Origin of the sequence: Clostridium sp. SGI.024, from assembly GCF_050315195.1 — a bacterium.
Taxonomy (GTDB): domain Bacteria; phylum Bacillota; class Clostridia; order Clostridiales; family Clostridiaceae; genus Clostridium.
This window is the reverse complement of the sequence record NZ_JBNPON010000011.1, coordinates 58,493-73,177: the sequence shown is the minus strand read 5'-3', so window position 1 is coordinate 73,177 and position 14,685 is coordinate 58,493. Positions and strand designations below refer to the sequence as shown.

Genomic DNA, 14,685 nt, shown 5'->3' with positions numbered 1-14,685 from the left:
TAAATAATAATATTATTTATTCTTTCCTAATTTATCTTTAATTATTGAATGATTATAAATAATAACCTATACAGAATATAATTAAATTTATTTTTCTATAGTATAATTTTTTAAGTTTATTACATTTTTATTTAATGAATAAAAAATTCTTATTATAATAAAAAATAAGAAGTTGTCTCAGTCTCTATCATATACTTCAAACTGATGCAACCTCTTACTATTTTCATATTGTTATTTAAAAGTTCTTTTTAAAAATTCTCTAGTACGTTCTTTTTTAGGATTATTAAATATTTCTTCTGGAGTTCCTTCTTCTTCAATAACTCCATTATTCATAAATACAACCCTATCTGCCACTTCATTAGCAAAGCCCATTTCATGAGTTACAACTAACATGGTAAGACCACTTCCTGCCAATTCCTTCATTACTTTTAAAACTTCTCCTACCATTTCTGGATCAAGTGCTGAAGTTGGCTCATCAAATAATATAACATCTGGTTCCATAGACAAAGCTCTTGCAATAGCTACTCTTTGTTTTTGTCCTCCAGATAATTGTTTTGGCTTAGCATTTATATAGTCACCCATACCTACTACATCTAAGTATTTCATTGCTACCTTTTCTGCTTCTTCTTTTGATCTTCCTAATACTTTTACTTGTCCAACAACACAATTGCTTAAAACATTGTGGTTATTAAATAAATTAAATTGTTGGAAAACCATACCTAGTTTTGTTCTATATTTATATATATCATGATTATCATCTAATATATTTTCACCATTGTATATTATTTCACCACCAGATGGCTTTTCTAAAAGATTTATACATCTTAATAATGTAGATTTTCCAGAACCTGAAGAACCTATTATACAAACAACTTCTCCTTTATTTACTGAAAAATCAATATCTTTTAAAACTTCATGACCTCCAAAGGATTTGCTTAAATGCTTAACTTCTATAATTTTTTCCATACTAATTCCTCCTTAAGCCACTATATAGACTTTTTAGCCATATCTTCTGGCCTTGCAACTTGCATTTGATTTCCTGCTATTATATAGTTTTCTGGTCCATCAATTTTCTTTTCTAAATATCTTAATATTCTTGTAACTGTAAATGTCATTATAAAATATAATATACATGCTACAAAGAATGATTCAAAATATCTAAAATTATTTCCGGCTATAGATTTAGTTTGGAAGAATAATTCTGATACTGAAATAACATTTAATACTGATGTATCTTTTATATTAATTACAAATTCATTACCTGTTGCTGGTAATATATTTCTAATTACTTGTGGCAATACTACATTAGTCATAGTTTGAAAATGATTCATTCCAATAGCTTGAGCTGCTTCGAATTGACCTTTATCTATAGAAACAATACCACCTCTTACTATTTCAGACATATATGCTCCAGTATTAATTGAAACTATAAATAAACCTGCAACTATTCTATTAATATCTATTCCAAAGGCTGCTGCTGAACCATAGTAAATTACCATAGCTTGAACAATCATTGGAGTACCTCTAAAGAATTCTATATAAACTGATAAAATTATATTAATTGTCTTTAATAATGTTTTTTTAATACCTCTTTCTGGTATTGGTATTGTTCTTATTACCCCAACTATAAGTCCAATTAATGAACCAATTAAAGTACCTACTATTGAAATAAGTAATGTCATTCCTGCACCACGTATAAACATAGGCCAGTTATTTGTAATTATTTTTATTAACCATTCTATAGTCATAATTCAATCTCCTTATATGTGAAATAGGGGCAAATTGATTATTATAAATCAATTGAACCCCTTCTATTGCTATTGAGCTGCTGGTTGATTCTTAATTGCATCGTCCATTATCTTCAATCTATCTTCATCAGAAATTCCCTTTAATGTTTCATTTATCTTATCTTTTAACTCACTGTTCTTTTGAAGTCCAACTGCTATTGCTGTGTCTTCTTCTGAAGTAACAAATCCTTCTTTAAATTCAACCATCTTAAAGTTTTCATTTGCCATTTGTGCACTTAAAGCTTCTGGTCTTTCTGTTACATATCCATCTATTACTCCAGATTCTAGTGCAACTCTCATTGCTGGGAAGTTGTCCATAGCTGCAACCTTATTAACACTTGGAATTTGATCTATAACAGTATAGTGGAAAGTATTTAATTGAGCAGTTATTTTAGCTCCCGAAAAATCTTTTAATGTTTCTGCATTTTCATAAGCTCCACCTTTTTTAACAAGCATTACTAGATCTGATTTATAATAAACATCTGTAAAGTCTATTGTTTCTTTACGTTCTGCTGTTGGTGACATACCAGCTATTATTGCATCTATTTTTCCAGATGTTAATGCAGGAACAAGCCCGTCCCACTCTGTTTTAACTATTACTAATTTTTTTCCTAGACTATCAGCTATTTTTTTAGCTATTTCCACATCATAGCCACCAGCATATTCAGAACTTCCATCTATTTTAACTGCTCCCTTAGAGTCATCCATTTGTGTCCAGTTGAATGGTGCATATCCTGCTTCCATACCTACTCTAAATACATCCTCTCCAGAATTACTTTCCTTACCTGAACCACAACCAGTTAATGTTAGTGCTGCTGTTAATGCAGCTAAAATTAATAATGATAATTTTTTTCTCATATTTATCCTCTCCTTTATGGTAATAAAAAAACCAACCTATTGGTTGGTGCTATCTTAAATATTTTGGATAAGATACTCTAAAAACAATTGAGCAATTACACTCAAGATTAATTCAAAGACTTAACCCTCATCTTCCCATTTGAGATAGCACAACTTAATAAACCGGGAAGTTTATTAAGACAGTCCTGTAACTATTAATTACAGACCCAGCAAATAATATCGAGATATATTACAAGCTTCGGCAAAATCTCCTTCTCAATAGCTTCATAGCACTCTCAAGCTCAGCTAAAGACTGTTAAATTTTGCGCCTCTACCCCACTGCTAAGTGAGGTATTTATTTAATTTTATATACAGTTTACTACTATTTTCCACCTGTGTCAATAGATATATTTTCACATTTTTTATACAATGCTAAATATTATGAATTATTAATATAAATGACAACTAACAAAATGATTTTTTTCTATTTCCTTCATTTCAGGCTCAACGATTTTACATTTCTCTGTTGCATAAGGACATCTAGTATGGAACCTACATCCTGTTGGAATATCTATAGGACTTGGTACATCCCCCTTTATTAAACTTATTTCAGATTTCTTTGCTTTCTTAGGATCTGCAATTGGTATTGCTGATAAAAGTGCTTTTGTATATGGATGAAGTGGATTTTTATATAATTCGTTACTATCAGATATTTCTACTATCTTACCAAGATACATTACTCCTATTCTATCTGAAATATGCTTTACCATTGATAAATCATGGGCAACAAAAAGATATGTAAGTTTTAGTTCCTTTTGTAAGTCCTCTAACATATTTACAACTTGTGCTTGAATAGATACATCTAATGCAGAAATTGGCTCATCACAAAGAATAAAATCTGGCTCAGTTGATATAGCCCTTGCAACACCTATCCTTTGTCTTTGTCCACCACTAAATTCATAAGGGAATTTATCCATATCAGATTCTGATAATCCAACCATTTCAAGTAATTTTTTTATTTTTTTATTCCTTTCATCCTTACTTAACTTAGTATGTAAAGCTAAAGGTTCATTTACTAACTCTCTAACTGTCATATTAGGATTTAAAGATGAATATGGATCCTGAAATATAGTTTGAATTTTTCTATAAAAGCTATTCATTTCTTTTTTGGATAGTTTAGCTATATTAGTTCCTTCGAAAAGTATATCCCCTTCTGTTATATCATAAAGCCTTGTAATTGATCTTCCAAGAGTTGATTTTCCACATCCAGATTCACCTACAAGTCCAAATGTCTCTCCTTTTCTTATATTAAAAGAAACGCCATCTACTGCCTTTACGAACTTTTTTTCTCCACCTAAAAATTCATTTTTAACTGGAAAATATTTTTTTAAATTCTTTACTTCTATTAATATTTCATTAGACATTGTAACACCCCATTTCCTAAATTTATTTTTCTAAAAAGCACATTGCTCTGTGAGTTTCACTAAAATCCTTATATTTAGGCATCTCTTGGAAACACTTTTTAAATGCAAATTGACATCTATCAGCAAAAGGACATCCTTTTGGAGGATTTAATAGAGATGGTGCAGAACCTTTTATTGGCTTAAGTCTTGATTTTTCATTCTCTTCTAGCTTAGGAATTGAATTAAGTAGAGCCTTCGTATATGGATGTTTAGCTTCATAGAAAATTTCATCTACAAGACCTTCTTCCATTATTAATCCTCCATACATAACAACTACTCTATTACAAAGACTTGCCACTACACCAAGGTCATGAGTTATTAATATAACAGACATATCATTACTTTCTTTTAAGTTCTTTAATAACTGCAAAATTTGAGCTTGTATTGTTACATCAAGGGCTGTAGTAGGCTCATCTGCAATTAACAGCCTAGGATTACATGCCAATGCCATTGCTATTAACACCCTTTGTCTCATTCCTCCACTAAATTCATGAGGATATTGATTTATTCTCTTTTCTGGCATCGGTATTCCTACTTGTTTTAAAATATCTAATGCTATTATCTTAGCAGATTTTTTATTTATTCCCTTATGTCTTATCAATACTTCTATTAGGTGATCTCCTACTTTTTTTAATGGATTTAAAGCAGTCATAGGGTCTTGAAAAATCATAGCTATTTCTTTTCCCTTAATATTTTTCATTTCTTTTTTATTCATGCTTGAAATATCTATATTGTTAAAATAAACTTTGCCATCTTCTATTTTTGCATTTTCAGGAAGTATATTCATTACAGATTTCATAAGGACACTTTTCCCACTTCCTGATTCTCCAACTATACCCAGTATATCTCCTTTATTAACATGAAAACTTACACCTCTTACAGCTTCAACTTTCTTATCTTTAATATAAAAATTGGTTTTAAGATTATCTACTCTAAGAAGATTATTATCATTACTCATTAACTCTCACCTCCTGAGGTCTTAGGTTCTACAAGTCCCCTTAATACATTACCTAATTTATTGAAAGAATATATAGTTATAATAATTAATAATCCTGGTATTAAAGCCATATATAGCGCACTTTGAAGATTAGTTTGTGCATTCTGAAGAAGGTTTCCCCAAGATGACATAGGTGGCTGAATTCCAAGTCCTAAGAAACTTAAAGATGACTCTGTCATTATAGCTCCTGCAATACTAGATGTAGATGCAATTATTATAGTTGGAAAAACGCTAGGAATTATATGCTTATAAATTATTTTTACTGAAGATTCTCCAATAGATTTTGCATAAAGAACATATTCCCTTTCTTTAATTGAAAGAGTTTCCGCACGTACTAACCTTGATGTTTCCATCCAAGAAAATAGGCCTATAACTATAATAATTGCTTGTAATCCCGGTTTTAAAAATATACTTATTACTGTTACTAGTATCATCCATGGAATAGATGATATTATATCCACTATTCTCATTAAAATATTATCTATCTTCCCACCAAAATATCCACTTATAGTTCCAACAGATACTCCAATACTAGTAGAAATTATCATAGCAAGGATTCCTACTGTCAAAGAAACTCGTCCACCATATACAGTTCTAACAAAGTAATCTCTTCCTAATTCATCTGTTCCAAATATATAAGTAGAACTAGGTGATTGAAGAATATTAGATGTGTTACTTAAGTCTGGATCTATAGGAATTAGAAATGCAAATATTGATATAAGTACTATAAATAGTAAAAATAATATAGCAAACAAAGCACTCTTATTGTACTTAATTTCATCTTTAAAATTTTTAAATCTTATATTTTCCATTTTCCTACCTCATTTCCTTTATTCTAGGATCTATCAAACAATAAAGGATGTCTGACAATAAGTTTCCTAGTATAACTAAAGTGGATGATAGTAATAAAATTGCCATAATAATTGGATAATCTAAAGATCTTACAGCATTTACGAAATAAGGTCCAACTCCTGGCCATCCAAATACGGTTTCTGTTATCATTGCTCCTGTAATAAGCATAGGTAGGGCCATTCCCAATTTTGTAATTATAGGCAATAGTACATTTTTACAAACATGTTTAAATAATATTTCAGATCTACTTGCTCCAAAAGCTTCTTGTACCATTACATAATCCTCAGAAATCTGTCCTATAGTTGAAGACCTTACATATCTTATTAAATCAGGTAAAAAGGCAATTACTAAAACTGTACACGGCATTATAAAATGTAAAAAGAAATCAGATATTGAGCCTTCTTTCCCAATAGTATTCATGCCTAATATAGGTAATACTGAAAATTTATATCCAAAAATAAATATCATAATCATCGCAAACCAAAAGCTTGGAATAGCTATTCCAATAGAGCAAAATCCATCTATAATTTTATCTGCTAATTTATTTTTATTAGAACCTGCAAATAATCCTAAAACTATTGAAATTATAAAAGCTATCAAATATGATGGTAATACTAGTACGACTGTTGATGGAATTCTTGCCAATAAATCATTTGATATGCTTTCATGAGTAATTATTGAATATCCAAATTGTCCACTTAAAATTCCTTTAAGCCATAATAAGTATTGAAGATATATTGGTTTGTCAAAACCATATTTTGCTTTTATAATATCTACCGTTTCTGTTGACATCTTCGGAGTAATCATTGTATCAATGGCATTGTATGGTGCTAATTGAATTAATGTAAAACAAATTATTGAAATTAGTAGTATTAAAGGAATAGCTTGAAGCATTCTCTTTAAAATGTATTTAGCCATCATTATCACTTCCCCAACAAAAATTATATGGTGCTGCAATATGCAGCACCTTCATTAAAATTAAAATTCTACTTAAAGCTTAATTTTGACATATCTTCAAAAGTATAAACTGGTACTAATTTAGCTTCATCAACTCCTGTTACGTTAGAACTCATAACTACTATTCTCTTGTTTTCTAACATTGGATAGAAGTATGCATTATCTTGTAATTTTTGTTGGATCTTATTATATATTTCAACTCTTTTTGCTTCATCAGTTTCAACTCTACCAGCATTAAATAAATCATCAATTTCCTTATCCTTATAGTGACTATAATTATATTTACTATCTGAAGTAAATAATGAGTTAAATGTATCTGGATCTATTCCCATGATATATCCACCAATGAACATGTCATAATCTGATTCTTCATTAAGCATTTGTTGACTTAAAGCTGTTCCTTCTTGTCCTGCCAATTCCACATTGATGCCTATAGCTTTAAGATTTTGTTGAATAATTGTTGCTTCTTTTTGAGATGGAACATCATTTGAAGTATATCCAAACTTAACAGTTAAATTAGTAACTCCTGCTTCTTCTAATAACTTTTTAGCTTTTTCTTGATCAAAATTATATTGTTCAACATCATCTGTATGGAATGGGTTTCCATTTGGTAAGAATGTATAAGCTTTCTCTGCATATTCCTTTGAACCAAAAGCAGCATTTATTAAATCTGTTCTATTCATTCCATAAAAAATAGCTTGTCTAACTTTTTTATCTTGTAATTTCTTTGAATTTGAATTAATAACTACATAAGCAACTCTACCTTCATCATACTTATATGGAGTTAAATTATCTCCCTTAGTTAAATCGCTTAAGTCGCTAGATTGAACAGATAAAGCATTTATTTCTCCCTTTTGTAAAGCAAGCTTAGCTGTATTAGCATCTGGTATTATTCTAAATATTACATTTTTTATATTTGCTTTACCAAGGAAATAATTTTCATTTTTTTCAAACTTAACATATTGTCCTGCTTTATATTCTGCTAATTTATATGGACCTGTTCCTACTGGAGTAGCATTTTTTTCACTGTTTTCAAAATTAGTTTCTCCTTCATAAACATGCTTTGGCATAATGAATATATTGGCTAATAGTTCCATAGCAGGAGCACTAACTTCTGGAAGTATAAAATTAACAGTATAGTCATCTACTTTTTCAATTTTTAAAGGCTTTCCATTAAATATTAATTGGCTATATGCCCATCCTGCATTTTCTTCTTTTAACATTTCTTCATAAGTGAATACAACGTCATCAGCTGTAAATGGTTCTCCATCACTCCATTTAACATCTTTTCTAAGCTTAGCTGTGTAAGTTAGATTATCTTCTGATGGTGTCATGCTTTCTGCAAGAAAATAGTTAATTCCATCTGCATTATACATATATAGTGGTGAATATAATGCTTTTATAGTCATTAATCCATAACGATCACTAGTTGTTATAACATTTACTGAATTTCCAGGATCACCAGCTATACCATATATAAATGAATCAGATTGTGCTGAAGTTTCTCCTGTACTATTATTATCTACTTTATTTCCACAAGCTGTTATTAACATTGCTGTGGCTATTGTTGCTGTTAATATTTTTGATAAATTTTTAAATTTCATATTTACCCTCCATAAATTATTATTTCTATGCATTATTTTGAAAATAAAAAAACTCGTCTCCTTATTCAGAGACGAGTTAAATACACGCGGTTCCACTCTGTTTTTTATGCAATAGCATAAATCTTCAATTACCTATAGCTATAACGGGCATTCCCTCTTAAATCTACTATTATTTCAACTTAAGTGCTCAAAGATGCATTTCAATTAAGTTCCACTTAAATCTCTCACAGCCAAGGAGATTTTTCTCTGAAGGCTTTACTTAACCTACTCTTCTTATCATTGCATATAATTCCTATCGGATTACTTGTATATTTATATTCATATTATATGAATATTATTGTTTTTTGTCAATGAAATTTAAAATAAATATACCTATTTTTATGTAAGTCTATCAGTAAATACTCATAAATAGTTTATTTCTATGCTTTTATTTAAGAAAATTTAATTTGGGAAGTTTAAAATTTAATTTTTTATAAATAATAAATAGTGATAATTTATTATTGGAGGTTTCGTAATGGAAAAATACACTGGAATAGTAAAGTGGTACAATATAGAAAAGGGGTATGGATTTATTTCATGTAATGAAGGTGATGATGTTTTTGTTCATCACTCTCAAATTAAAGAAAAGAGCCCTAATAAAGATCTTCACGAAGGAGAAAATATAACTTTCAATATTCAAGAAAATGAAAGAGGATCAATGGCTACAAACGTGCAAAAACTATAAAAAAGAGATAAATATTATATTCATTGCTACTTTGTAAAATCTAAGCCGCAGTCATATAATATTTATCTCTTTCTAAACTGAATGTTATAATTACTCATTTTATTCGGAATTATAATAGTTATCCAAAGGGGAATCTTTTTATTTATTTCTTATTTCACTAAACCATTTCAATACATTTTGTATTTCTCTATCCCAACAAGACCAATTATGTTCTCCTTCTGAATAATTGAAATTACAATCTACTTTTAAGCTCTTCATTTTATCTTCCATTTCTAAATTATTCTTATATAAAAAGTCTTCTCTTCCACACCAAGAATATATTTTTGGTATATCATGAATTTTATTATTTTTTGCTAAAGAATCTAAAAGATAAATTAAATCATTCCTTGATCCTTTAATACTTTCTAATGGCCCAAATACTCCTTCCCAAAAGGGTTTTCTTTTATTTTTAAAACCTTCTGTAATTGATTCACTAGCTATATTTAAGGGGCCTGATAATGAAGCTGCTGCTTTAAAATTCTCAGGATGAGTTAAAGCTAACTTAAGTGCTCCATGTCCTCCCATAGACACTCCAGCAACAAAAGTATCTTCTTTTCTATCCGAAAAATTATTAAAATATTCTTTACAAAATTTAGGAAGTTCTTGTGATATGTAAGTCCAGTATTTTGCTCCATATGCAGTATCAGTGTAACAACCTAATTGAGTTGTTGGCATTACTACTGCAAATCCATATTGTGATGCATATCTTTCTATAGATGTTCTTCTCATCCAAACACTTTCATCATTTCCCATACCATGTAATAAATATAATACTGGTTGTCCTTCTGTACTTGTTATCTCTTTAAAATCTATCTCATTAGATTTTTGTTGAGGTAAAAGAACATTTAATTTAGTATTAATTCCTAATGTATTTGAAAAATAATTAACTTCAAATAAAACCATACCTATCTCCTAAAAATTTTTTCTATTCTGTTATTATATATTTAAATATCTAAAGTATACATTATATTATATATTAAATAATAATAATTTTCCATAGATAAAATTTTTAGTCCTATATATTTTTTTAATTTTACTAATTATATTAATTTCATCAAAAATAGGATTTGATCTTTTATAAAAACAAATCCTATTTTCAACTTATATAATATTAAATTAGTTAAATAGTCATACTAATTTTATAAATTCTGTATTTTTATAATTTATTTCCATAATTCATCTGCAACCTTTTTCCAGTCCTCTGAGTATTCTACGCATTTTCCACATAAGTGTTCAACTGATTCTGGTGACATAAGATCTGTTGACTTAGCTCCTGTCTTTTTAACAATTTCTTGTAAACATTCAGGATTTTCTAACATGGGACAAGGTCTTAAATGATTCTTATTAAAAGGTTGTCCTTCCCTATAAGCCATAAAAATAGGTTGCTTTAAGCATTCTAAAAGACTCTTATCATGTATATTAGCATTAGAATAATGAATAAATACACATGGTTCCATATCTCCATTAGGATTTATATGACAATAACATCTTCCTCCAGCTATGCATCCACCTACGAATTCTCCATCATTTTGGAAATCAATAGCAAATATGGGTTTTCCACCTTCCATTGAACGAATTTCTCTTACTCTCTTATACATATATTTTCTTTGTTCACTTGTTGGTAATAAGTCTATGGCAGCATCCTTTCCAACAGGCATATAGTGGAAATACCAAGTGAATCTACATCCTTTTTCAATAATTAAGTCTAAGAACTCATCTGATGTCACTACATCTATATTTTTTCTAGTATAACATATAGATGTTCCAAATATTAGTCCATATTCTCTTAATAAATCCATACTTTGCATTACCTTATTAAAAATTCCATTTCCCCTTCTACCATCATTAACTTCCTCAAATCCTTCAAGGCTAATAGATAACGATAGATTCCCAACTCTAACCATTTCCTCGCAAAGTTCTTTATCTACTAATGTACCATTAGTGAAAGCATGAAAAGCACAATCATTATGCTTTTCACATAACTTAATTAAATCTTTTTTCCTAACTAATGGTTCTCCTCCAGTATACATATAAAAATAAATACCAAGTTCTTTTCCTTGAGTTATAATACTATCTAAATCCTCAAAGCTTAAATTTAACTTATGTCCATATTCTGCTGCCCAACAGCCTGTACACTTTAAATTACAAGCACTAGTGGGGTCCATAAGTATAATCCATGGTATATTACAATTATATTTCTTTTGCAATTCTAATGTTTTTTTATACCCACTAAATCCAGCTTCAAATCCTAAATTTAAAGCTGTCATTTTTATTACATGTGGATCTAATTCATTTAGTGCTCTGTCTAAATATTTCATCCACTTTCCATCAGGATTTTTTATAAGATTTCTAGCTTTATCAAAAGCCTCCTTACTAAAAGTCTCATCTAAAAACTGTTCTGATATATCTACTAATTTCAATAAATTTTTTTCTTTATCTTTATTTACATATTTCAATATACCATCTATAGTTGTTCCCAAAGCCTTTCTAGTTGCTGCATGAGTTAATCTCATATATTCTCCTCCTTTTATGCGGAAAAAAAAGTTATTTTATCTAATTTTATACTATTTTTTAACTAAAGTCCATAATAAGATATATTTTTTTGTATTTTTTACATATTTTTGATTTCTATTGAAACCTTTGTTATGTAATAATTCTGTATGCGGAAGATATTATATTATAATTGTTATATGTTATTAAATATGTATCAGCGCATAAATACTATCATATAATAATGGCATAATAATCTTTCTCTAGGAGGAAACTAATGTATTATTCTACCCCTAACTTTATTCCTCAAAATTATTTTAGAATTCACGAAATGGAAAATTCATATAAAACTATAGATGAAGCATTGGCATTAGTAAAAGAAGCCATTCAGGGTGAAAGAGAAGATGAACTTTTTTATGATTATCTTCTTTCTTTAACTCCTACTAAAGAAGAAAATGATATCATAACCAGCATCAGAGATGATGAAAGAAAGCACAATAAATACTTTAAAGAAATATATTCTTTTTACACAGGTAAGATAGCACCATCACAAAGTAACGTTACTTTTGAAAAACCACAGTCCTATATTGAAGGCATTAAAAAATCTAAATTAGGTGAACTTGCTGCAGTAGAAAAATACAGAGATATAATAGCAGGTATTCCTGATAGATATCATAGGGATATGGTATTTGAAATACTTACAGATGAATTAAAGCATGCTCATAAATATGACTACATTCTTTATCTAAACTTAGAACACAAGCTTCATACTTCAAATACAAATATGGGAAATATGATTTCTCCCTCTAAGACAAGTTTTACAGTTGCTGAAGCTACACAAATTGCCAAGGAGCTTGGCATTGATTTCAAAAATGAAAAGTTTGATATTGAACAATTTAGAATGGGACTAGATGTAGAATTAGAACATGGCAGAAGATCACCCCTTACAAATGTAACTAACGATAATCCTATTTTAACTGGTAAAATAGCCTTAGCTCATTTAAGAGAGTTTCCTGACTATTATACTAGACTTAAAAAACTTGAAGAAGAAGCAAAAAACTATTGGTCAACTCAAAAACCTTTATTGTAGATATAAATTACACCTCCTATCCAGTCCATAAATTTATTTAGTGGCATATTAAAATCCCCTTAGATAACCAGACTTTCACCATTAAGTTATTGCCCTTGCTTATCACACCTAAAAAAGAGGATTCCTGTTATTAGGCATATACTCCTGCCCAGCATCAGAAATCCTTTATTTTAATTATTTATTTCTAATAAGGCTACACATTCAATATGGCTCGATACGTGCTGATTGATGTCGCAATATCGGAACATATCGCCCTATTTTGAGCCGATTTTCGATTGTTCTCGGAAACATATCTATCGGCACATTTTGCCCTTATTCAATCCGCAACCTAAACCCTTCTCGTTGTCGGAAACATAGCGAGATTTTCTAGTTGCTACTATATATAAGCAGCACATAAGCTTCCATCGCCTCAAGCCCGGACTAGCCTTTTAGGGAATTAGTCATAGTAGAACTGTTTCCACATAGAAGGCATCGTCTCAACCTTATTATTTAGGACTTCCCGTGGCAAAATTTGTATTTCTTTCCACTTCCGCAAGGACACGGTTCATTGCGTCCAATTTTCTTAGGCCAGTTTGCCCGCTCTTGAACCATGAGAGGTATTTTACCATCATACATGAGTGCAAGTTCTCTCAAACGGTATAGATATTCCGAAATTCCTAATATACCTTGGAACATATGCATAGCTTCATTCTCAAACTGAAGAAGGTATTCAGTTTTCTTTTTTGTTCTGTCTTTCGGATTAGGAATATAAGTAATCAGCTGGTCTACTGAATTATATTCAACATCATTATGACCGATGGCATTTCTCAATTTCGCATTCACTAGGATTTTCAAAAAGCCTGTGTAAACTTCAGAGTCCAAACAGAAATGATATCTTGATGCTTTTGTAAGTTTAATATAGTCCTCCAAAGAATTTACATTCTTCTCTATCGGATTCATAGCATTGATGTCAGACCTGTATTTAATATTATTGAGAGCTACAGGTATAATCATTAAATTACCTAATGCTTCATAAACATCCAGATAAAACTGCTTTACACTATCAAAGCTGCTTGTTGTAGAGCCTTCGTGTTCAAAATCAAAAGAATTATCTTTACAGTATTGTAATGCAAACGCAGGTATAAGTCTTTGATATACGGCCATAAACTCATCATAGACCTTGTAAATTAATTCCTGCAATTCTTCGAGGTGGAAGCCATCATGAGAATTAAGGAAATCAATCAAACTCTTCATTTGCGCTGAATCCATTTTCATTATTCCGGCACTAAACGAAAGGTCATTAAGGATATCTTTTCTTAATGATGAGTAAAGACCATGCACCTCAATCATATGAACAGCTCTTAGCGTTTCAGATTCATCTCTACATTGAAAGAACTGACCAGAAAACTCCTTTTGAATTTCTTGAGTTAGATATTCGCTATTGTTTTTGGCTAATGTTAGAATTCTCTTATAACTCTTCCATTTTTGGGCTGTTGCATTCAGTCTAGACACATCTTGTCCAAATTCCTCATAAGAGTCATCCGTTTTCATGCAATTCATATATCGAATAAACGGTGTAATCACTAGCCCTTCTAATTCTGCTGCTTTTCCTTGTTTTACAGTAGGAAACTCTCCGGAGCACTCAACAATATAATCAGCTTCTGCATCTTGAACATCATCTGCATTATCGAATGAAAAACTTAACCCCGGATGCTCCTGTCCTATCTTAACGCTACCAGACAAGGAGGTTCCACATTTACCACACGCAACTTCTATCGGATGTTCTTCTTGCCAGCCAACTTGCAAGCGGATTCTAGTGATGCTGCCGCAAACTTGGCATTTAATAAAGGTATTAAAAACCATGAA

13 protein-coding genes, 1 riboswitch and 1 other annotated feature are annotated in these 14,685 nt (G+C 30.1%); of the genes, 2 read left to right on the top strand and 11 right to left on the bottom strand.

Annotation, left to right across the window (positions count from 1 at the left end; genetic code table 11):
• Nucleotides 1-231 precede the first annotated feature (231 nt).
• From ACQRD5_RS05740 to ACQRD5_RS05705, 8 genes are all read right to left on the bottom strand, one after another.
• Nucleotides 232-966, bottom strand: a complete 735-nt coding sequence (locus ACQRD5_RS05740; protein WP_294168436.1) for an amino acid ABC transporter ATP-binding protein — start codon at nt 964-966, stop codon at nt 232-234.
• A 20-nt stretch (nt 967-986) separates the two neighbouring features.
• Nucleotides 987-1,748, bottom strand: coding sequence for an amino acid ABC transporter permease (locus ACQRD5_RS05735; protein WP_291628312.1), 762 nt, complete (start codon nt 1,746-1,748; stop codon nt 987-989).
• Between the two features lie 69 nt (nt 1,749-1,817).
• Nucleotides 1,818-2,645 carry a transporter substrate-binding domain-containing protein gene (locus tag ACQRD5_RS05730; protein ID WP_291628314.1) on the bottom strand — a complete coding sequence of 276 codons (828 nt, stop codon included), beginning with the start codon at nt 2,643-2,645 and terminating at the stop codon, nt 1,818-1,820.
• 137 nt (nt 2,646-2,782) lie between these two features.
• Nucleotides 2,783-2,966, bottom strand: a riboswitch (Lysine riboswitch).
• Between the two features lie 107 nt (nt 2,967-3,073).
• Nucleotides 3,074-4,048, bottom strand: a complete 975-nt coding sequence (locus ACQRD5_RS05725; protein ID WP_294168439.1) for an ABC transporter ATP-binding protein — start codon at nt 4,046-4,048, stop codon at nt 3,074-3,076.
• Between the two features lie 22 nt (nt 4,049-4,070).
• Complete coding sequence (locus tag ACQRD5_RS05720) at nt 4,071-5,045, bottom strand: ABC transporter ATP-binding protein (RefSeq protein ID WP_294362673.1); 975 nt, start codon at nt 5,043-5,045, stop codon at nt 4,071-4,073.
• Nucleotides 5,045-5,896 carry an ABC transporter permease gene (locus ACQRD5_RS05715; RefSeq protein WP_294362670.1) on the bottom strand — a complete coding sequence of 284 codons (852 nt, stop codon included), beginning with the start codon at nt 5,894-5,896 and terminating at the stop codon, nt 5,045-5,047. The genes ACQRD5_RS05720 and ACQRD5_RS05715 overlap by 1 nt, the downstream gene beginning before the upstream one ends.
• Before the next feature lie 4 nt (nt 5,897-5,900).
• Complete coding sequence (locus ACQRD5_RS05710; protein ID WP_294362667.1) at nt 5,901-6,854, bottom strand: ABC transporter permease; 954 nt, start codon at nt 6,852-6,854, stop codon at nt 5,901-5,903.
• Nucleotides 6,855-6,922: 68 nt separating this feature from the next.
• Nucleotides 6,923-8,497, bottom strand: a complete 1,575-nt coding sequence (locus tag ACQRD5_RS05705; protein WP_291628323.1) for an ABC transporter substrate-binding protein — start codon at nt 8,495-8,497, stop codon at nt 6,923-6,925.
• A 64-nt stretch (nt 8,498-8,561) separates the two neighbouring features.
• Nucleotides 8,562-8,786: a binding site (T-box leader), on the bottom strand.
• Nucleotides 8,787-9,011: 225 nt separating this feature from the next.
• Between ACQRD5_RS05705 and ACQRD5_RS05700 the strand changes: the two genes are divergently transcribed.
• Nucleotides 9,012-9,221, top strand: coding sequence for a cold-shock protein (locus tag ACQRD5_RS05700; RefSeq protein ID WP_291628325.1), 210 nt, complete (start codon nt 9,012-9,014; stop codon nt 9,219-9,221).
• A 138-nt stretch (nt 9,222-9,359) separates the two neighbouring features.
• Here ACQRD5_RS05700 and ACQRD5_RS05695 read toward each other — a convergent pair whose 3' ends face one another.
• Together ACQRD5_RS05695 and ACQRD5_RS05690 are read right to left on the bottom strand one after the other, a co-directional pair.
• On the bottom strand, nt 9,360-10,163 hold the full coding sequence (locus tag ACQRD5_RS05695; protein WP_291628327.1) for an alpha/beta hydrolase: 804 nt from the start codon (nt 10,161-10,163) through the stop codon (nt 9,360-9,362).
• 260 nt (nt 10,164-10,423) lie between these two features.
• Entirely contained in the window at nt 10,424-11,773 is a 1,350-nt protein-coding gene (locus ACQRD5_RS05690) for a radical SAM protein (protein ID WP_427746590.1), read from the bottom strand.
• Between the two features lie 254 nt (nt 11,774-12,027).
• Here ACQRD5_RS05690 and ACQRD5_RS05685 point away from each other — a divergent pair, with 254 nt between their 5' ends.
• On the top strand, nt 12,028-12,840 hold the full coding sequence (locus ACQRD5_RS05685; protein WP_291628333.1) for a DUF5661 family protein: 813 nt from the start codon (nt 12,028-12,030) through the stop codon (nt 12,838-12,840).
• A 489-nt stretch (nt 12,841-13,329) separates the two neighbouring features.
• Here the strand turns inward: ACQRD5_RS05685 and ACQRD5_RS05680 are convergent, their stop codons facing one another.
• Nucleotides 13,330-14,682: a YecA family protein gene (locus tag ACQRD5_RS05680; RefSeq protein WP_412611496.1), complete on the bottom strand. Its 1,353-nt coding sequence runs from the start codon at nt 14,680-14,682 to the stop codon at nt 13,330-13,332.
• Between the last annotated feature and the right edge of the window lie 3 nt (nt 14,683-14,685).